Below are 17,244 nucleotides of genomic sequence, written 5' to 3'. Positions count from 1 at the left end.
TTTATTGAATTAAAAGCCTTTTGAATAGATGAGTTCTGAAGTCCCTTCTGGTATTGATAAACAGATGAATTAGAACGATGTTGTCGTCAAATTCGTACACGACTCTTGTTTGTCTGACCAGTATGTATTTGACGTTTGTGACGCCAAGTTCTTTCAGTTCGTCAATATAGCTGCCACTTTGAGGAGTTTGCTTAATGCGCTGGATGGCTGCTTTGTATTCTGCATTGATCGTGTTCCATACAGAATCGCCAAATTTTGCTCTGACATACTGCTTAATGTCTTTGAGTTCTTCCTTGGCACTGTCAAGGATGACAATGTTTCTCATCACCATCAGTCGTCCATTTCATCCAAAAAAGATTCCGCATCGGAATATTTACCTTCCGTAAACGCTTTTCTCCCCAACGCTAACAGCTTCAGCAAAGCAAATGTTTCTTGTTGTTTTTCATATTCCGTGATGTCCATAACCACCATTTTAGCTTCACCATTTTGGGTGATAATAATGGGTTCGGGGTTGACAGCGAACTCCTTGACGATCTCCGCTGCACTGGATTTTAGGTAGGTGATAGGTTTGATTTGCTCGGCAAGGGACATGATAATTCCTTGGTTTCTTTTTGTACATAATGTGGCTTTTGGACAGAATACGAACCGAATTCTGTCCTGTCAAGAAATTACCCGATGGTGCAAGAAAGCCAAAATATCTCTCATTGCGAGTATTAATAAAGCACGGGATGAGTCATTCAGCTCATCCCACGTTAGCCGTTAGTCTGTGGTTTCAGCCAGTTCGCGCAGATATTGGAAGATCTGGCGGGCAGATTTCGGTGGCTTGTTTGCCGCTTTCTCTTTCTGGGCATTACGCACCAGAGAACGCAGCTGCTGACGGTCAGCATGGGGATACAGCGCCAGAATATCGGGGACCACGTCGTCACCCTCTTCAATCAGACGGTCACGCAACTGCTCCAGCTTGTGGAATAACGCCACCTGCTGATTATGGCGGTTGTTCAGTTTATCCAGCGCGGTTTGGATCGGCTCGGGATCGCGGGCGCGCAGCATTTTACCAATCAGCTGTAGCTGACGGCGACGGCCTTCTTTCTTGATCCGCTGTGCCAGTTCCACCGCCGCACGCAGATCGTCATCCAACGGGATCTTCTCCAGCGCGTTTTTGCCCAGATCGACCAGTTCCGCGCCGAGATCTTTCAGCGCTTCGGCATCGCGCTTTATTTCACTTTTGCTGACCCAGATAATTTCATCATCTTCGTCGTCTTCTTGGTTATCTGGGACGTCATTCAGCCAGTCTTCGTACTTTTGCTTCATGGTTGGCTCCTAAAAAGTGTCCAGGAGCAATGTCTAACGCTACGCGTAGCGGCTCCGGGATGGTGAACAGCGTGCCCACCAGAAAAAAAGAGGCTGATACTAACAGGTTTGGGCTTTGTGCGAAATTGTCCGTAGATCCTGTTAGACTAGAAAGCATCATGCTACACCATTTTATGCTCCTCATTCTTCACGTTACCTACGTGTTGGCTGTGTGAAGTATAGAGAGTATACGCCCCTTTTGTGCTCGTTGCGGGGATGATGATGGTGAGCTTTCTTCCACTCATTATGGCAGAACAATGACGATAACTACTCAGGTTGCAGAGCAGCGTAAAGCGCTGGAGCTCGCGGTTGCTCAGGCGCTGGAACTGGCGCGTGCCGGTTCTGATGCGGCAGAAGTCGCGGTGACAAAAACGACAGGCATTAGCGTCAGTACCCGCTATGGTGACGTTGAAAATGTTGAATTCAATAGCGATGGTGCGCTGGGCATCACAGTTTATCATCAACAGCGTAAAGGCAGCGCATCGTCTACCGATCTCAGCCCGGATGCGATAGCGCGCACCGTACAAGCCGCGCTGGATATTGCGCGCTATACCTCTGTCGATCCGTTTGCTGGCCCGGCGGATCGCGATCTTCTGGCGTTTGACGCGCCGGATCTGGATCTGTTCCATCCGACCGAGTTGGATGCGGATCGCGGCATTGAGTTAGCCGCTCGCGCAGAACAGGCCGCATTACAGGCTGACAAGCGTATCACCAACACCGAAGGCGGCAGTTTTAACAGTCATTATGGCGTTAAGGTGTTCGGCAATAGCCATGGCTTGCTGAAAAGCTACTGCTCCAGCCGTCATTCCATGTCCAGCTGTGTGATTGCCGAAGTGAATGGCGATATGGAGCGGGATTATGCCTATACCGTTGGCCGTGCGCTGGATGATTTGCTTAGCCCTGAATGGGTGGGCGAAGAGTGCGCGCGCCGCACATTATCCCGTCTGTCACCGCGTAAACTGCCCACGATGCAGGCTCCCGTGATGTTCTCTGCCGAAGTGGCGACAGGCCTGTTTGGCCATTTGGTTGGCGCGATCAGCGGCGGTAGCGTTTACCGTAAATCGACCTTCCTGCTGGACAAACTGGGTCAGCAGATTCTGCCAGAGTGGCTGACGATTGAGGAACAGCCGCATTTGCTCAAAGGGCTGGCTTCTACGCCGTTCGACAGCGAAGGCGTGCGGACGCAGGCGCGCGAAATTGTGAAGGCGGGCGTGTTGCAGACCTGGCTGATGACGAGCTACTCCGCACGTAAATTGGGGATGAAGAGCACCGGTCATGCGGGTGGTATTCATAACTGGCGGATTGCCGGACAAGGCCTGGATTTCAACGGCATGCTGAAACAGATGGGCAAAGGCCTGCTGGTGACCGAGCTGATGGGGCAGGGTGTGAGCGGTGTGACGGGGGATTATTCCCGCGGGGCATCCGGCTTCTGGGTCGAAAACGGCGAAATTCAGTATCCGGTTAGTGAGATTACGATCGCGGGTAACCTGAAAGACATGCTGCGCAATATTGTGACGGTGGGGAATGATATCGAAACCCGAAGCAATATCCAGTGTGGTTCCGTGCTGTTGCCTGATATGAAGATCGCTGGGGAATAAATCGGTTTTTCGTTGAGTAACCGTCGCCGTCGGCAGTGTCCGACGGCTGTTACTCTATGCCGATAGTGGGCATCGTACCCCGCGGCTTTAGCGGTGGTACTCGCCTGCGGCTTCAGGCTGATAGAGTAGTTCTAGTACTTCAATTCGCGTTTCTTCACCGTTTGGCAACTGCCAGGTGATCGAATTTCCCACATGCATTCCCAATAGTGCCGCGCCCAGCGGAGCCATCACCGACAGCGGTTCTTGGCTGTCCTTCACCGCGGCTGGATAAACCAGCGTGCGGATGTGCTCTTCGTTGGTATTCAGATCGCGGAAACGCACCCGACTATTCATGGTGACGACATGTGAGGGAATCGAGGCTGAAGGCAGAATTTCCGCCCGATCCAGCTCCTCATTCAACGCCTGTGCGATATCGCTGTCCGCAAAGGCGGGCTGCTCCAATAACATATCCAGACGTTCTGCATCCAATTCACTGATTGTCAGGTTAGGTTTCGTCATACTCCTCTCCAGTTGGTATTTTCAGATGATATAAAAATAACCCCCGCGCCCAAAGGAGCAGGGGTATAAGAAAATATTATGATTTATGTAGGTAGATAGTAGGAGGTTCGGAAGAGAAAGTGAAGCGATCCTTGTCACGAAGGCTGGCAGATACCCGTCATACTTCAAGCTGCTTGTGCGTTGGCTTCCCTTAAATACTCGGTCCGTCGTGGGCCTCGCCCTAAAGGGTCAACGCTGAGCGTTGTTCAAAACGCTAACGTTTTGTCACGCAACTCGAATTATTTATACCCTGCTAAGAAAATCGCTAGTCTTCGTCGAACCCGGCTTCGAACAGCCCGATGACGGCGGCAAGTGCCTGTTCTTCATCTGGGCCAGTGGCTTCTACTTCGATGAGGCGCCCTTTGGCGGAGTCCAGCATCAGCATGGCAATCACGCTGCTGGCTTCGGCTTCGGTGCCGCTGTCATTGCGCAGTATCACTTCTGCATCAAAGCTCTGCACCAGTTCGAACAGCTTCATGGCTGGGCGAGCGTGCATACCCAGCTTGTTTTTGATTTCAACCGTTTGCCGGACTGTCATGGGTTACCTGGCTGTATTGGGTTGCCGATGATTACGAGGGTTTACGCTTTTCCAGCGTACGGTGGCGCGACTGGACGTTCTTACCGCGTGAACGGAAGTAGTCTGCCAACTGCTCGGCGACGTAGACGGAACGGTGTTTACCGCCGGTACAGCCAATAGCGACAGTCAGATAGCTGCGGTTATTGGTTTCCAGCATCGGCAGCCACAGTTCCAGATAGCTGCGGGTCTGGTAGATGAAATTGTGAACTTCGGTATGCCTGTCGAGGAAGGACGCAACGGGCTTATCCAGACCGGTCATCGGGCGCAGTTTTGGATCCCAGTGCGGGTTCGGCAGGAAACGTACGTCAAAGACGTAATCCGCATCGATGGGGATGCCGTGCTTGAAGCCGAACGATTCGAACACCATCGTAAGCTCACGCTCCCGCTTGCCGAGCAGACGAGTACGCAGCATCTCGGCCAGCTCATGTACCGACATCTCGGAGGTATCGATAATCAGGTCGGCGCGTGAACGCAGTGGCTCCAGCAGATCGCTTTCTTCATCAATGGCGCTTTCCAGCGACAGATTCTTGCTGGAGAGCGGATGCAGGCGACGGGTATCGCTATAGCGGCGGATCAACGTATTGCGATCGGCATCCAGAAACAGCAATTGAGGCGAGAAGCTGGGTGGCAGTTGCTCCATGGCATGCTCGAAGATCTCTGGCGATTCCGGCATATTGCGCACGTCAATGCTGACTGCTGCGGAAATATTACGTGCCGCAAGCGTATTAGCCAGCTCTGGCAGTAAAACCACAGGCAGGTTATCTACGCAGTAGAACCCCATATCTTCCAGTGCGCGCAGGGCGACAGATTTCCCTGAACCTGAGCGACCACTGACAATCATCAGCACCATCTGACGACTCCCCTCTGGCAACGTGATGGCGAATTCTCATTGCCACTGTTTTTATAAAGTGATGTATAGCTAAAAAAATGACGGCTTCGCGCACGGATTGCAAGCATTCTCTGAACGTGACGCGAATCTCCTGCCATCGTGAGCATGACGATCGTCCGGCTTAACCAGCTTCCGTCATAATCTGGTACAGCTCTTCATCGCTTTGCGCCGCACGCAGGCGTCGGCAAACCGTTTTATCCGCCAGCCGCTTGGCAACAAGCGACAGGGTATGCAAATGGGTTTTACATTGTTCCGCCGGAACCAGCAAGGCAAAAAGCAGATCAACAGCCTGATTATCAATAGCATCGAAAGCGATCGGTTGCTCTAACTGGATGAAAACACCGATGGCGCCCAGCGCATTATCGTCCTCCAGCTTGCCGTGAGGAATGGCAATGCCGCCGCCGATTCCTGTGCTGCCCATCCGCTCCCGGGTCAGGATGGCATCAAAGATAATCTGCGAAGGAATGTTAAGCTGTCTGGCGGCCAGCTCACTGATAATTTCCAATGCCCGTTTCTTACTCTGGCAATGGACGGTGCTTCGGGTGCACTCAGGACGTAATACGGTGCTGAGTTGCAATACGGGATCGTGGTTCATTTTATTTTCACTTAACGACGCTTTCACTTCTGGTGATCCCGACCCATCCGATGGATGGGTCGAGTTTGTTCCTGTGCCAAACGGCAAAGGAGAAAATTAGTGCTGCTTGAGTTTATCTTTATGCTTATTGAGCTGTCTTGCCAGCTTATCAATCAATAAATCTATCGCGGCGTACATATCTTCCGCTTCTGAGGTTGCATGCAGCTCGCCACCATTAACGTGGAGCGTGGCCTCGGCAATTTGCTGAACTTTTTCCACTCTCAATACCACATTGACCTGATTAATCCGGTCAAAATACTGCTCTAATTTGGCAAACTTGCCATTCACAAAATCACGCAGCGGTTCAGTGATCTCGATGTGGTGTCCGGTAATGTTGAGCTGCATAGTGTCTTCCTTCTCTGTTGAGATCAAATCAGTTGTTTACGCTGATTTGATGGTGGGATAGATAAAGACTCTCGGTATTTTGCCACGGTACGACGCGCCACGATGATGCCCTGATCGGAGAGCAGCGCCGTAAGCTTGCTGTCGCTTAGTGGTTTGACGGGGTTTTCCGCCGCAATAAGCTTCTTGACCAGCGCGCGAATTGCCGTTGACGAGGCTTCTCCGCCGCTATCGGTATTCACATGGCTGGAGAAGAAATATTTTAGTTCAAAAATGCCGCGCGGGCTGTGCAGGAATTTCTGTGTCGTCACGCGTGAGATGGTGGATTCATGCATATCCACCGCCTGGGCGATATCTGCCAGTACCATGGGCTTCATGAATTCTTCACCCTGCTCGAAGAAATCCTGCTGCTGTTCGACGATGCAGCGGGTCACTTTCAGCAGCGTGTCATTACGACTTTCCAGACTCTTGATGAGCCAGCGCGCCTCTTGCAGATTACTGCGGATAAATTGCCCGTCACTGTCGTTGCGTGCGCTGTTGCCCAGCGCCGCATACTGCTGGTTAATCTGCAGGCGGGGAATGCTGTCGGTGTTCAGTTCAACGGCCCAGATGCCTTGAACTTTGCGTACCAGCACGTCAGGGATCACGTATTCGGATTCGCCGGTGTTGATCGACTGCCCTGGCCGTGGATCGAGTGATTGGATCAGCGCCAGCGCTTCTTTCAGCACGTCTTCTTTCAGGCGCGTGACGCGGATCAGGCTACGGAAATCATGATTGGCCAACAGATCGAGATGATCGCTGACGATCAGGCGGGCTTCGACCAGACGCGGTGTGCTGTCAGCAAACTGGGAAAGCTGCACCAGCAAACAATCGCGCAGATCGCGGGCGGCGACGCCAACAGGATCAAAGCGCTGCACGCGTTTAAGTACGGCTTCGACTTCTTCCAACGTCACATCGTCGTCGCCGATGCTGTCAAGAATGTCCTCTAGCGGCACGGTCAGGTAGCCGGTGTTGTCCACGGCATCGACGATAGAGGTCGCGATAGCTGCGTCGGTGTCTGAAAACGGTGTCAGCTCAACCTGCCACATCAGGTAATCCTGAAGCGTTTGCGTGGTTTCGCCTTGATAAATAGGCAGTTCTTCATCGCGATAATCGGTGCCGGTGCCCGACGGCGTGCCTGCGGAGTAGATCTCATCCCAGGTCGCGTCGAGCGGCAATTCTTCCGGCATGTCCCTTTGTTCAAGCGCTTCACCGGTATCTAGTGAATCGCTGTCTGCCTTTTCGAATGACTCGATTTCGTCGTGCTGATCCGTTTGTTCGAGCAACGGATTGCTTTCCAGCGCCTGCTGAATTTCCTGTTGCAATTCAAGCGTGGACAGTTGCAACAGGCGGATGGCCTGTTGGAGCTGTGGGGTCATGGCCAGTTGCTGGCTAAGCCTGAGTTGCAAACCTTGCTTCATAAATCGCGCTAACGTCCCATAAGTACTGCAAAGATAAAATATTACCCTATCAGAGTCGGAAGCCTTCGCCCAGATAGACGCGCTTCACCTGTTCATCGGCCAGAATATCGGTCGGTGAACCGTGGGCGATCAGGTTGCCCTGACTCACGATATAGGCTCGTTCACAGACATCAAGCGTTTCGCGGACGTTATGATCGGTAATCAACACGCCAAGTCCGCTGTCACGCAGATGCTCAATGATTTTTTTAATATCCAGTACGGAGATCGGGTCTACGCCCGCAAACGGTTCATCCAGCAGGATGAACTTCGGATTCGCCGCCAGCGCACGCGCAATCTCTACGCGGCGTCTTTCCCCACCGGACAGCGATTGTCCCAGACTATCGCGCAAATGAATAATATGGAATTCTTCCATTAGCTCATTGGCACGATCTTCCTGCTGCTCGGCCGTCAGATCTTTGCGGATCTGCAACACGGCCATCAGGTTGTCATAGACGCTTAAGCGACGAAAAATAGAGGCTTCCTGCGGCAGATAGCCGATGCCGCGCAGCGCACGTTCATGCAGAGGAAGCAGGCTGATGTCGTCGTCGTCAATGACAATACGCCCTTCATCACGGGGGACGATACCCACAACCATGTAGAACGTTGTCGTTTTGCCAGCACCGTTCGGCCCGAGTAGGCCGACGATTTCACCTGAATTGACGGTCAGGCTGACATTTTCGACAACCTTACGGCCTTTGTACGCCTTGGCCAGATTTTCTGCGGTTAATGTTGCCATAACTTACTCAGTGACCCGTGGTTGCGATTGTTGAGAACGAGAAGGCTGGCTCTTGTTCTCTTTCTCCTGAAGCTGAGAGGGAACCAACACCGTCGTCACGCGCTTTCCTTTTTCGCTGGTCGCTTCCATCTGCTGCTGTTTCACCAGGTAAGTGATGCGATCGCCTTTGACATTGCTGTCCTGCTGTTCCAGATAGGCATTGCCTGTCAGCACCAGAAAGTCTTTGGCCAGCTCGTAGCGGATTTTCTGCGCGTGACCTTTCACCGGTTTGCCGTTGTCCTGCATCTGATAGAACGTCACAGGATTACCGTAACCTTCCACCACTTCACTGCCTTGCGTGCCTTGTGGACGCGTCACGACGACTTTGTCGGCTTTCACTTCAATCGTCCCTTGCTTCACGACAACATTGCCGGTGAACGTCACCGTGTTGCCCTGCATGTCCAGAGACTGCTGTGCTGAATCAATGCGAATAGGTTGGTTGCTATCGCCCGTGACGGCAAAGGCGGAAACGCTGACGGCGAACAGCGAGCTGGCGATCAGGGTGTTACGCATCGGATTATTGGTTTTGGATTTCATAAGAGGTTTTTACCTTTTCGATCAACTCGGCCGTTTTGTTACGCAGATTTCCGCGCATTTTCATTCCGCTTGAGGTAAAGCTGGTCCCGTACAGGGTGACTTCATCATCGGATGAAACGTCCTGCGTCACCAGATTCACCTGGGCATTATTTGTTGTGATGCGCTGAAGCTGTGCGTCGTTCGTCAGGCTATTCACCTCGACGTGGCCGTACAGGTAGAGCATCTTGTCTTTTGTCAGTTTGGCGCGATCGGCGCGTACTGACCAGGTTGCCGTCCCCTGTTCGTTGAACAGCGTGGCAACGGGAGCGGTAAACCAACTCAACTGCTCGTCGTTGAAATACTCCGCTTTTTCCGAAATCAGTCGGTAGCTCAGCTTACCCGCAGGGCTGTATACCTGAGTGTTGGTCTTTTCGCTGGTATAAACCGGCACAGCAGGGTCGTTTGCATCCGGTGCTGCTACCGTGTTGTCATCCGCAATATTCCAGCCGATAAGGATAAGCACCAACAGGGCCAGAAAAGCGGTGAGCCAACGTTTGGTTTTACTCATATTGACAACCCTTTGGCATGCTCCAGCTTGTCCTGCGAGAACAGAATCAAATCACACAGCTCACGTACTGCGCCACGCCCTCCCGCAATGCGGGTGACATAATCTGCGCGTGGTAACAACAGCGGGTGGGCGTCAGCCACAGCGACGCTCAACCCAACCTGCGCCATCACTGGCCAGTCGATCATATCGTCACCGATATACGCGACCTGATTTGCCGTTACTGATAGTTTATCCAACAGATCGTTGAAGGCCAAAACCTTATCCGATTGCCCCTGATAAAGATGGTTAATGCCCAGTGTTTTACACCGATCTTCCAGCAGTTTTGCCGAGCGTCCGGTGATGATGGCAACCTCAATGTCAGAGGTCAGCAAGCAGCGAATGCCATAGCCGTCGCGGACGTTAAAGGCTTTCAGCTCTTCGCCGTGGTTACCCATATAAATCAGACCATCGGACATCACGCCGTCAACGTCGCAGATTAACAGGCGAACTTCACGGGCTTTATCCAGTACCTGTTGATCGACAGGCCCATAGCAGGTATCGGTTTGCGCCCTGACTTCACTCATTCACAATTATCCTTTCTTTTAAACCACGCCAGCCCGCAGCATATCGTGCATATGGACGATCCCGACCAGACGATCGTTTTCTGCTACCAGCACTGAGGTGATGTGGCGTGACTGCATCAGGTTAAGTGCATCCACCGCCAGCGTTTGCGGTGCGACCCGGATGCCGCCTGCGGTCATCACATCAGCAATGCGCGCGCTGTTCAAGTCAATATTCATGTCGAAGATGCGGCGCAGGTCACCATCGGTAAAGATGCCCTGAATTTTCATATCCGCCTCGCAGATTACCGTCATACCCAGATTTTTGCGCGTAATTTCCACCAGTGCATCACGGAGTGAAGCATCGTGTGGGACGTGCGGAATCTCGTCGCCTGAGTGCATGATATCGCTGACGCGCAGTAAAAGTTTGCGGCCGAGTGCGCCACCAGGGTGAGAAAGGGCAAAATCTTCGGCGGTAAAGCCGCGCGCCTGTAGCAACGCCACGGCTAGCGCATCCCCCATAACCAGCGTCGCGGTCGTGCTGGAAGTGGGTGCCAGGCCGAGTGGGCAGGCTTCCTGCGGGACGTGCACGCACAGGTGAATATCCGCCGCTTTACCCATTGTACTTTCTGGCGCGCTGGTCATGCAGATCAGGAACACTTTCTGACGTTTCAGGACGGGAATCAGCGACAGAATCTCATGGGACTCGCCAGAGTTGGAAATGGCGATCACGATATCGTGCGGCGTTACCATACCGAGGTCGCCGTGGCTGGCTTCGCCCGGGTGAACAAAAAAAGCAGGCGTACCGGTGCTGGCGAAGGTCGCGGCCATCTTACAGCCGATGTGGCCGGATTTGCCCATTCCCATCACCACCACTTTGCCCTGGCAATCGAATATCTTTTTACAGGCGAGGGTAAAATTATCATCAATGTACTGATCTAATTGCGCAAGCCCATCGCGTTCGATGCTTATGACCTGTTTGCCCGCCTGCTGGAAGTCGAAATCTGCTGGTAGTTCATGAGACTTTTGTCGCGTATGAGCGGCTTGTGGTGCGTGATCGGCTTGTGTTGCATGATCGGATAGTGCACGGTCAGACTGCTGTTTTAGACGAGCATCTTGTTCAAACTGTGACATACCAATAGTCCTGATTATGATGAAAAACGGAACAGCGTAATTATGAAAAACAGTTTCTTATGAAAAAAAGAACAACACCGTCAGGTAGGCGATAAACGCGCAGCATAATAATGCGCCCGCGCCCTGTCCTATACGGCGTTTTTTGCTGAGGCACAGTGCGGTTAACAGCACGCTCGCCGCCAGCATGACCCAATAGTCGCGCTGAAAAACCTGAGGGTTCAGTGCGCCCGGCGAGAGCAGTGCGGGGACGCCTAGCACAATCGCGATATTAAAAATGTTCGAGCCAATCAGGTTGCCCAGCGCAATATCATCTTCTTTCTTCAACGTCCCGACGATGGCGGTAGCAAGCTCGGGCAGGCTGGTGCCGATAGCCAATATCGTCAGCCCAATGGTCAATTCGCTGACATCGAAGTAGCGTGCAATGACGGTGGCGTTATCCACCACCATCCGGGCGGCCATGGGTAAAATAATCATGCCGAGTATCAGCCACAGCACGGCGACCATCTGGCTGCTGTCGTCCTGTGGCAGTTCCGCCAACTGTTCCCGGGTCAGGCTATCGCCGCCTTCCCGCTGCGCCTGTTGCGCCATGCGAAGTATCAACACCAGGCACAAAACGGCGGCAAAGAGCAGCATCATGCCGTCGGCACGGCTCAGGTAGCTATCATGCAGTAAAACGCCACACAATAAAGTGACGGACAACATGAGCGGCAATTCCCGGCGCAGGATGGCTGAATGTACCGTTAGCGGCCGAATGAGCGCCGCGCTGCCGAGAATGAGTAAGATATTGGCGATATTAGAGCCGATAACATTACCGACGGCCATATCGTTCTGATCGTTTAAGGCGGCGGTAACGGAAACAATCAGTTCGGGTAGAGAGGTGCCGAAGCCGACAATGGTGATACCGATGATGAAAGGCGGTAAGCCAAGAGAACGCGCAAGCACGGCGGCGCCATAGACAAGACGATCGGCACCGTAAACCAGTAGTAGCAAACCAACGAGCAAGAGTAGTGTTGCAAAAAGCATGCAGCGTCCTTTAATAGGATATAATCACTGGCTTGTTGTCGAATAAGTCAGCATTTCTGGACGAATTTCGCACAAAAAGCATTTTTCTGTGATGAATGCTAATTCTGACGGTGCTAGGCGAAAAAGTAAAACCTGTCGCGATAAGTAAAACCAGGTAACGGTTTATGCCGCCATTTTGGACAAGAACTTACGGTAAGTTTTTGTAAAACTCGCACCTTGATGATAGTCAGCCGTTAGGCTGGAGTGAAAGACGCTACATAAGCGTACTGACTGGCGTACTGATTGGTAAGGAATGGAAATAATGCACCATGAGGCAACTAATCTGGTTGAGATCCGTGGTCTTAGCTTTCGGCGCGGAGAGCGAGAGATCTTTACGGACATCACGCTGAATGTGCCTAAAGGCAAGGTCACCGCGATCATGGGGCCTTCCGGCATTGGTAAAACCACGCTGTTGCGCCTGATTGGCGGGCAGCTACAGCCGGACAGCGGCGACATCTGGTTTGATGGCGAGAATATTCCGACGCTGTCGCGCAGCGAACTGTACAACGCGCGCAAGAAAATGAGCATGTTGTTTCAGTCCGGGGCGTTATTCACCGATTTGAACGTGTTTGATAATGTCGCCTGGCCGCTGCGTGAACATACTAAGCTGCCGGAATCGCTGCTGCGCAGCATCGTGATGATGAAGCTGGAAGCGGTGGGGCTACGCGGTGCATCGGAACTGATGCCTGCGGAACTGTCCGGCGGTATGGCGCGGCGCACGGCGCTGGCGAGAGCCATTGCGCTCGACCCGCAGTTGATTATGTTTGATGAGCCTTTTGTCGGGCAGGACCCGATCACGCTGGGGACACTGGTGAAGCTCATCGATGAGTTGAACCATGCATTGGGCGTGACCTGCGTTGTGGTTTCTCACGATGTACCAGAGGTGATGAGCATCGCCGATTACGCGTATATCGTGGCCGACAAACGGGTGGTAGCAGAAGGAACGGCAGATGAATTGCGGGCGAACAATGATCCGCAGGTTCGTCAGTTCTTGGACGGTATCGCTGACGGGCCAGTGCCTTTCCGTTTTCCGGCGGGCGACTATAAAACGTCGCTGCTAGGTTCAGGGGGTTAACGCAGTCATGTTATTACGGACGTTGGCGTCGCTTGGGCGTCAGGGAATCTCCACCAGTGCGGCGTTTGGGCGCGCCGGGCTGATGCTGTTTAATGCGCTGGTGGGTAAACCCGAATTCAGAAAACAGTGGCCGCTGTTGGTGAAGCAGCTTTACAGCGTGGGTGTGCAGTCGCTGCTGATCATCATGGTTTCCGGCCTGTTCATCGGTATGGTGCTGGGGCTGCAGGGCTTTATCATTCTGACGACTTACAGCGCCGAGGCCAGTCTGGGCATGATGGTGGCGCTGTCGCTGCTGCGTGAGCTCGGTCCGGTGGTAACGGCGCTGCTGTTCGCCGGACGTGCCGGTTCTGCGCTGACGGCGGAAATCGGCCTGATGAAGGCAACGGAACAGCTCTCCAGCATGGAGATGATGGCGGTTGATCCGCTACGCCGCGTTGTGGCGCCACGCTTTTGGGCGGGACTCATCAGCATGCCGCTGCTGGCGGTGATTTTTGTCGCCGTAGGCATTTGGGGGGGCGCGCTGGTCGGTGTGGACTGGAAAGGCATCGATAGCGGGTTCTTCTGGTCCGCTATGCAGGGCGCGGTTGACTGGCGTCAGGATGTCTTGAACTGCGTGATTAAAAGTGTCGTATTTGCGATTACTGTTACCTGGATTGCACTGTTTAACGGCTATGACGCGATCCCGACGTCTGAAGGGATTAGCCGTGCAACGACCCGAACTGTCGTGCACTCGTCGTTAGCGGTACTGGGATTGGATTTTGTGCTGACAGCACTGATGTTTGGGAACTGAGTCGATGCAAACAAAGAAAACTGAAGTCTGGGTTGGTGTGTTTATGTTGATCGCGCTGGCTGCCATCCTCTTTTTATGTCTGAAAGTGGCCGATCTCAAATCGATCGGTAGTGAGCCGACGTACCGTCTGTACGCGACGTTTGACAACATTGGCGGGCTGAAAGCGCGTTCTCCGATCCGCATTGGCGGCGTGGTCATTGGCCGCGTGGCGGATATTTCGCTGGACGAGAAAACGTATCTGCCGCGCGTAGCGATGGATATTCAGCAGCGCTACGATCATATTCCTGATACCAGCTCTCTGGCTATTCGTACCTCTGGTTTGCTGGGCGAACAGTATCTGGCGCTGAACATTGGGTTTGAGGATGAAGAAATGGGCACCGCGATCCTGAAAGACGGTGGTGTGATTCAGGACACCAAGTCAGCGATGGTGCTTGAAGATCTCATCGGTCAATTCCTATATAAGAGCGGCAGCAATAGCGAAGATAATGCCGGTCAAGCGGGTACGGAGCCGGGTGCCGATCCTGCGGCAACCCCTGAGCACAACAACGAACCTGTTCCTTCACATCCATAAGAGGATATCTGCATGTTTAAACGTTTACTGATGGTGGCTTTACTGGTGGTTGCGCCATTAGCCAACGCGGCGGATCAAACGAACCCTTATCGTTTAATGAATGAAGCGGCGGAAAAAACCTTTGATCGTTTAAAGAACGAGCAACCAAAAATCAAACAAAGCCCCGACTATTTGCGTACTGTCGTACGTGAAGAACTGCTGCCGTATGTACAGGTGAGATACGCCGGCGCGCTGGTTCTGGGTCGCTACTACAAAGATGCGACACCGGCACAACGTGATGCCTACTTCAAAGCGTTTGAAGCCTATCTGGAGCAGGCTTACGGTCAGGCCCTGGCGATGTATAACGGGCAGACTTACCAGATTGCGCCAGAACAGCCGCTGGGCAATGCCGATATCGTTTCCATTCGCGTTACCATCATTGACAACGGTGGCCGCCCTCCCGTACGTCTGGATTTCCAATGGCGTAAGAACAGCAAAACGGGTAACTGGCAGGCGTATGACATGATTGCCGAAGGCGTCAGTATGATCACCACGAAGCAAAACGAGTGGGCGACCATTCTACGTCAGAAAGGCGTTGATGGCCTGACTCAACAGCTGGAATCCTCAGCGAAGCAGACCATCACGTTGGATCAGAAAAAGTAATTTGGGTATGAACATGGCGAACGCATTGAACTGGCAGGCGCAGGATTCCACGTTGGCGTTAACGGGCGATCTGGATCGTGAAACGCTGTTACCGTTCTGGCAGCAGCGTGAAGCGTTGCTCGCGGGTAAAACCGTGTTGGATGTGTCGGGGTTAAACCGCGTTGATTCTGCCGGGTTGGCATTGCTGATGCACGTTTATCAGCAGCCATCTTCAGGTAGTGAGATAACGATTGTCGGTGCCAGCGATCGGCTAAAAACGCTCATTGCGCTCTATAACCTGAATGAAATCATCCCTGTGTCTTAACCTGTCACGCCGATGCCTGATTTCCCCTTCAGGCATCGGCGCATTCTTTGTTTAAGATAGCGCCATATTCATCTAAGATACCTCCCTGTAAATCATCTCCCCCTGACATAGAAATCGAGAGCGATGGAAAATAACGAAATTAAAGACGTGCTGATGAACGCATTAGCACTGGAAGAAGCCCATGTTTCTGGTGATGGCAGCCATTTTCAGGTCATCGTGGTGGGCGGACTTTTTGCTGGAATGAGCCGAGTAAAAAAACAGCAGGCTGTTTATGCGCCGCTGATGGAGTACATCGCGGATAACCGTATTCATGCACTGTCAATCAAGGCCTATACGCCGGAAGAGTGGCAACGCGACCGTAAACTGAACGGCTTCTAAATACTCTCCGTGTGTGAGCAGAGAGAAATCGCCTGTATCAGTGTGATGAAATAGTGAATTAAGACATCGAGATACAAAGACTATGGATAAATTTCGTGTTCAGGGCCCAACCCGCTTAGCGGGGGAAGTGACCATTTCCGGCGCCAAGAATGCTGCGTTGCCCATCCTGTTCGCTGCGTTGCTCGCAGAAGAACCGGTAGAGATTCAAAACGTACCGAAACTGCGCGACATTGATACCACCATGAAGCTGCTTGGTCAGTTGGGTGCGCGCGTTGAGCGTAATGGCTCCGTCCATGTGGATGCCAGCGAGGTAAACGTATTTTGTGCGCCGTACGATCTGGTGAAAACCATGCGCGCATCCATCTGGGCTCTGGGGCCGCTGGTGGCACGTTTTGGTCAAGGTCAGGTATCGCTGCCCGGTGGCTGTGCGATTGGTGCCCGCCCGGTAGATTTGCACATTTACGGCCTTGAGCAGCTTGGTGCGCAGATCGTGCTGGAAGAAGGCTATGTAAAAGCGACGGTTGATGGTCGTCTGAAAGGCGCACACATCGTGATGGACAAAGTGAGCGTGGGCGCCACGGTCACCATCATGAGCGCAGCGACGCTGGCGGAAGGGACTACGATTATTGAGAACGCCGCGCGTGAGCCGGAGATTGTCGATACGGCAAACTTCCTGAATACGCTGGGTGCGAAAATCAGCGGCGCAGGCAGCGATAAAATCACCATTGAAGGTGTTGCGCGTTTGGGCGGCGGTGTATACCGCGTGGTGCCTGACCGCATTGAAACCGGGACATTTCTGGTCGCGGCTGCGGTATCCCGCGGTCAGATTATCTGTCGCAATACCCGCCCTGACACGCTGGATGCGGTATTGGTGAAGCTGCGCGAAGCGGGGGCGGAGATTGAAATCGGCGAAGACTGGATCAGTCTGGATATGCACGGCAAACGCCCGAAAGCGGTTACTGTTCGCACGTCGCCGCATCCGGGTTTCCCGACCGATATGCAGGCGCAGTTCAGCCTGCTGAATCTGGTTGCGGAAGGAACGGGCGTGATTACCGAAACCATCTTCGAAAACCGCTTCATGCATGTACCTGAGCTTATCCGTATGGGCGCACAGGCGGAAATTGAGAGCAATACGGTGATTTGTCACGGCGTTGATAAGCTGTCTGGTGCGCAGGTAATGGCGACTGACCTACGTGCGTCAGCCAGTCTGGTATTAGCCGGTTGTATCGCGGAAGGTGTGACGACAGTGGATCGTATTTATCACATCGATCGTGGCTATGACCGCATCGAAGATAAGCTGCGTGCGTTAGGTGCAAACATCGAGCGCGTTAAAGAACACGAATAAGCGTTTCTGTCGTTTAATCTTCAAATGCTGTTTTCAGCCGGGTGGGTTCCCACCCGGTTTCTTATTTACCTACTGCTTATTTACCTACTAATAGTGTTTTATCAACTCGCCTTGGATAC

At 52.9% G+C, this 17,244-nt stretch carries 23 protein-coding genes; 8 read left to right on the top strand and 15 right to left on the bottom strand.

From position 1 onward, the window contains the following. Position 1: 1 nt before the first annotated feature. From WCT94_RS03790 to yjgA, 3 genes are all read right to left on the bottom strand, one after another. On the bottom strand, positions 2-325 hold the full coding sequence (locus tag WCT94_RS03790) for a type II toxin-antitoxin system RelE/ParE family toxin (RefSeq protein WP_219993356.1): 324 nt from the start codon (positions 323-325) through the stop codon (positions 2-4). Between the two features lie 5 nt (positions 326-330). After that, a complete protein-coding gene (locus WCT94_RS03785; RefSeq protein WP_110162842.1) occupies positions 331-591 on the bottom strand; it encodes a type II toxin-antitoxin system Phd/YefM family antitoxin in 261 nt (86 codons plus the stop codon). A gap of 168 nt (positions 592-759) precedes the next feature. After that, positions 760-1,311, bottom strand: coding sequence for a ribosome biogenesis factor YjgA (gene yjgA / locus WCT94_RS03780; protein WP_012772989.1), 552 nt, complete (start codon positions 1,309-1,311; stop codon positions 760-762). A 296-nt stretch (positions 1,312-1,607) separates the two neighbouring features. On the opposite strand from yjgA, the gene pmbA reads away from it, so the two are divergent. Next, complete coding sequence (gene pmbA / locus WCT94_RS03775) at positions 1,608-2,948, top strand: metalloprotease PmbA (protein ID WP_012772990.1); 1,341 nt, start codon at positions 1,608-1,610, stop codon at positions 2,946-2,948. Between the two features lie 87 nt (positions 2,949-3,035). Here the strand turns inward: pmbA and rnk are convergent, their stop codons facing one another. From rnk to WCT94_RS03715, 12 genes are all read right to left on the bottom strand, one after another. Further along, positions 3,036-3,446 carry a nucleoside diphosphate kinase regulator gene (gene rnk, locus WCT94_RS03770; RefSeq protein WP_182100472.1) on the bottom strand — a complete coding sequence of 137 codons (411 nt, stop codon included), beginning with the start codon at positions 3,444-3,446 and terminating at the stop codon, positions 3,036-3,038. A 304-nt stretch (positions 3,447-3,750) separates the two neighbouring features. Then, positions 3,751-4,023 carry a PTS phosphocarrier protein NPr gene (npr, locus tag WCT94_RS03765; RefSeq protein WP_010296626.1) on the bottom strand — a complete coding sequence of 91 codons (273 nt, stop codon included), beginning with the start codon at positions 4,021-4,023 and terminating at the stop codon, positions 3,751-3,753. A 31-nt stretch (positions 4,024-4,054) separates the two neighbouring features. Further along, entirely contained in the window at positions 4,055-4,912 is an 858-nt protein-coding gene (gene rapZ, locus WCT94_RS03760; RefSeq protein ID WP_010296630.1) for an RNase adapter RapZ, read from the bottom strand. 160 nt (positions 4,913-5,072) lie between these two features. After that, a complete protein-coding gene (gene ptsN, locus WCT94_RS03755) occupies positions 5,073-5,546 on the bottom strand; it encodes a PTS IIA-like nitrogen regulatory protein PtsN (RefSeq protein WP_039279069.1) in 474 nt (157 codons plus the stop codon). Between the two features lie 96 nt (positions 5,547-5,642). Further along, positions 5,643-5,930 (bottom strand): ribosome hibernation promoting factor, encoded by a 288-nt coding sequence (gene hpf, locus WCT94_RS03750; RefSeq protein ID WP_011091920.1) that lies wholly within the window; start codon positions 5,928-5,930, stop codon positions 5,643-5,645. 23 nt (positions 5,931-5,953) lie between these two features. Continuing rightward, positions 5,954-7,387 carry an RNA polymerase factor sigma-54 gene (gene rpoN, locus WCT94_RS03745; protein ID WP_336868043.1) on the bottom strand — a complete coding sequence of 478 codons (1,434 nt, stop codon included), beginning with the start codon at positions 7,385-7,387 and terminating at the stop codon, positions 5,954-5,956. A gap of 49 nt (positions 7,388-7,436) precedes the next feature. Continuing rightward, positions 7,437-8,162: an LPS export ABC transporter ATP-binding protein gene (lptB, locus tag WCT94_RS03740; protein WP_336868042.1), complete on the bottom strand. Its 726-nt coding sequence runs from the start codon at positions 8,160-8,162 to the stop codon at positions 7,437-7,439. 3 nt (positions 8,163-8,165) lie between these two features. Continuing rightward, on the bottom strand, positions 8,166-8,738 hold the full coding sequence (gene lptA, locus WCT94_RS03735) for a lipopolysaccharide ABC transporter substrate-binding protein LptA (protein WP_336868041.1): 573 nt from the start codon (positions 8,736-8,738) through the stop codon (positions 8,166-8,168). Then, positions 8,719-9,285 carry an LPS export ABC transporter periplasmic protein LptC gene (lptC, locus tag WCT94_RS03730; RefSeq protein ID WP_336868040.1) on the bottom strand — a complete coding sequence of 189 codons (567 nt, stop codon included), beginning with the start codon at positions 9,283-9,285 and terminating at the stop codon, positions 8,719-8,721. The genes lptA and lptC overlap by 20 nt, the downstream gene beginning before the upstream one ends. After that, a complete protein-coding gene (gene kdsC, locus WCT94_RS03725) occupies positions 9,282-9,848 on the bottom strand; it encodes a 3-deoxy-manno-octulosonate-8-phosphatase KdsC (protein ID WP_010296644.1) in 567 nt (188 codons plus the stop codon). The genes lptC and kdsC overlap by 4 nt, the downstream gene beginning before the upstream one ends. Positions 9,849-9,866: 18 nt before the next feature. Beyond that, entirely contained in the window at positions 9,867-10,958 is a 1,092-nt protein-coding gene (kdsD, locus tag WCT94_RS03720; protein WP_336868038.1) for an arabinose-5-phosphate isomerase KdsD, read from the bottom strand. A gap of 57 nt (positions 10,959-11,015) precedes the next feature. After that, positions 11,016-11,981 carry a calcium/sodium antiporter gene (locus WCT94_RS03715; protein WP_336868036.1) on the bottom strand — a complete coding sequence of 322 codons (966 nt, stop codon included), beginning with the start codon at positions 11,979-11,981 and terminating at the stop codon, positions 11,016-11,018. A gap of 301 nt (positions 11,982-12,282) precedes the next feature. Between WCT94_RS03715 and mlaF the strand changes: the two genes are divergently transcribed. From mlaF to murA, 7 genes are all read left to right on the top strand, one after another. After that, on the top strand, positions 12,283-13,095 hold the full coding sequence (gene mlaF / locus WCT94_RS03710) for a phospholipid ABC transporter ATP-binding protein MlaF (RefSeq protein WP_336868034.1): 813 nt from the start codon (positions 12,283-12,285) through the stop codon (positions 13,093-13,095). 7 nt (positions 13,096-13,102) lie between these two features. Next, entirely contained in the window at positions 13,103-13,885 is a 783-nt protein-coding gene (gene mlaE, locus WCT94_RS03705; protein WP_181848318.1) for a lipid asymmetry maintenance ABC transporter permease subunit MlaE, read from the top strand. 4 nt (positions 13,886-13,889) lie between these two features. Next, positions 13,890-14,456, top strand: coding sequence for an outer membrane lipid asymmetry maintenance protein MlaD (gene mlaD / locus WCT94_RS03700; protein ID WP_336868032.1), 567 nt, complete (start codon positions 13,890-13,892; stop codon positions 14,454-14,456). A gap of 12 nt (positions 14,457-14,468) precedes the next feature. Further along, positions 14,469-15,098 carry a phospholipid-binding protein MlaC gene (gene mlaC, locus WCT94_RS03695; protein WP_319848687.1) on the top strand — a complete coding sequence of 210 codons (630 nt, stop codon included), beginning with the start codon at positions 14,469-14,471 and terminating at the stop codon, positions 15,096-15,098. A 13-nt stretch (positions 15,099-15,111) separates the two neighbouring features. Then, positions 15,112-15,402, top strand: a complete 291-nt coding sequence (gene mlaB / locus WCT94_RS03690) for a lipid asymmetry maintenance protein MlaB (RefSeq protein ID WP_336868029.1) — start codon at positions 15,112-15,114, stop codon at positions 15,400-15,402. A gap of 123 nt (positions 15,403-15,525) precedes the next feature. Next, positions 15,526-15,780: a BolA family iron metabolism protein IbaG gene (gene ibaG, locus WCT94_RS03685; protein ID WP_010280170.1), complete on the top strand. Its 255-nt coding sequence runs from the start codon at positions 15,526-15,528 to the stop codon at positions 15,778-15,780. A gap of 82 nt (positions 15,781-15,862) precedes the next feature. Further along, positions 15,863-17,125: a UDP-N-acetylglucosamine 1-carboxyvinyltransferase gene (gene murA / locus WCT94_RS03680; protein WP_336868027.1), complete on the top strand. Its 1,263-nt coding sequence runs from the start codon at positions 15,863-15,865 to the stop codon at positions 17,123-17,125. The last annotated feature ends 119 nt before the right edge of the window (positions 17,126-17,244 follow it).

Source organism: Pectobacterium sp. 1950-15, assembly GCF_037136835.1.
Taxonomy (GTDB): Bacteria; Pseudomonadota; Gammaproteobacteria; order Enterobacterales; family Enterobacteriaceae; genus Pectobacterium.
This window is presented reverse-complemented; position numbering and strand designations above follow the sequence as displayed.

Coding starts and splice junctions, on each gene's coding strand:
- WCT94_RS03790 (WP_219993356.1), bottom strand. CDS start 325: ATGAGAAACATTGTCATCCTTGACAGTGCCAAGGAAGAACTCAAAGAC.
- WCT94_RS03785 (WP_110162842.1), bottom strand. CDS start 591: ATGTCCCTTGCCGAGCAAATCAAACCTATCACCTACCTAAAATCCAGT.
- yjgA (WP_012772989.1), bottom strand. CDS start 1,311: ATGAAGCAAAAGTACGAAGACTGGCTGAATGACGTCCCAGATAACCAA.
- pmbA (WP_012772990.1), top strand. CDS start 1,608: ATGACGATAACTACTCAGGTTGCAGAGCAGCGTAAAGCGCTGGAGCTC.
- rnk (WP_182100472.1), bottom strand. CDS start 3,446: ATGACGAAACCTAACCTGACAATCAGTGAATTGGATGCAGAACGTCTG.
- npr (WP_010296626.1), bottom strand. CDS start 4,023: ATGACAGTCCGGCAAACGGTTGAAATCAAAAACAAGCTGGGTATGCAC.
- rapZ (WP_010296630.1), bottom strand. CDS start 4,912: ATGGTGCTGATGATTGTCAGTGGTCGCTCAGGTTCAGGGAAATCTGTC.
- ptsN (WP_039279069.1), bottom strand. CDS start 5,546: ATGAACCACGATCCCGTATTGCAACTCAGCACCGTATTACGTCCTGAG.
- hpf (WP_011091920.1), bottom strand. CDS start 5,930: ATGCAGCTCAACATTACCGGACACCACATCGAGATCACTGAACCGCTG.
- rpoN (WP_336868043.1), bottom strand. CDS start 7,387: ATGAAGCAAGGTTTGCAACTCAGGCTTAGCCAGCAACTGGCCATGACC.
- lptB (WP_336868042.1), bottom strand. CDS start 8,162: ATGGCAACATTAACCGCAGAAAATCTGGCCAAGGCGTACAAAGGCCGT.
- lptA (WP_336868041.1), bottom strand. CDS start 8,738: ATGAAATCCAAAACCAATAATCCGATGCGTAACACCCTGATCGCCAGC.
- lptC (WP_336868040.1), bottom strand. CDS start 9,285: ATGAGTAAAACCAAACGTTGGCTCACCGCTTTTCTGGCCCTGTTGGTG.
- kdsC (WP_010296644.1), bottom strand. CDS start 9,848: ATGAGTGAAGTCAGGGCGCAAACCGATACCTGCTATGGGCCTGTCGAT.
- kdsD (WP_336868038.1), bottom strand. CDS start 10,958: ATGTCACAGTTTGAACAAGATGCTCGTCTAAAACAGCAGTCTGACCGT.
- WCT94_RS03715 (WP_336868036.1), bottom strand. CDS start 11,981: ATGCTTTTTGCAACACTACTCTTGCTCGTTGGTTTGCTACTACTGGTT.
- mlaF (WP_336868034.1), top strand. CDS start 12,283: ATGCACCATGAGGCAACTAATCTGGTTGAGATCCGTGGTCTTAGCTTT.
- mlaE (WP_181848318.1), top strand. CDS start 13,103: ATGTTATTACGGACGTTGGCGTCGCTTGGGCGTCAGGGAATCTCCACC.
- mlaD (WP_336868032.1), top strand. CDS start 13,890: ATGCAAACAAAGAAAACTGAAGTCTGGGTTGGTGTGTTTATGTTGATC.
- mlaC (WP_319848687.1), top strand. CDS start 14,469: ATGTTTAAACGTTTACTGATGGTGGCTTTACTGGTGGTTGCGCCATTA.
- mlaB (WP_336868029.1), top strand. CDS start 15,112: ATGGCGAACGCATTGAACTGGCAGGCGCAGGATTCCACGTTGGCGTTA.
- ibaG (WP_010280170.1), top strand. CDS start 15,526: ATGGAAAATAACGAAATTAAAGACGTGCTGATGAACGCATTAGCACTG.
- murA (WP_336868027.1), top strand. CDS start 15,863: ATGGATAAATTTCGTGTTCAGGGCCCAACCCGCTTAGCGGGGGAAGTG.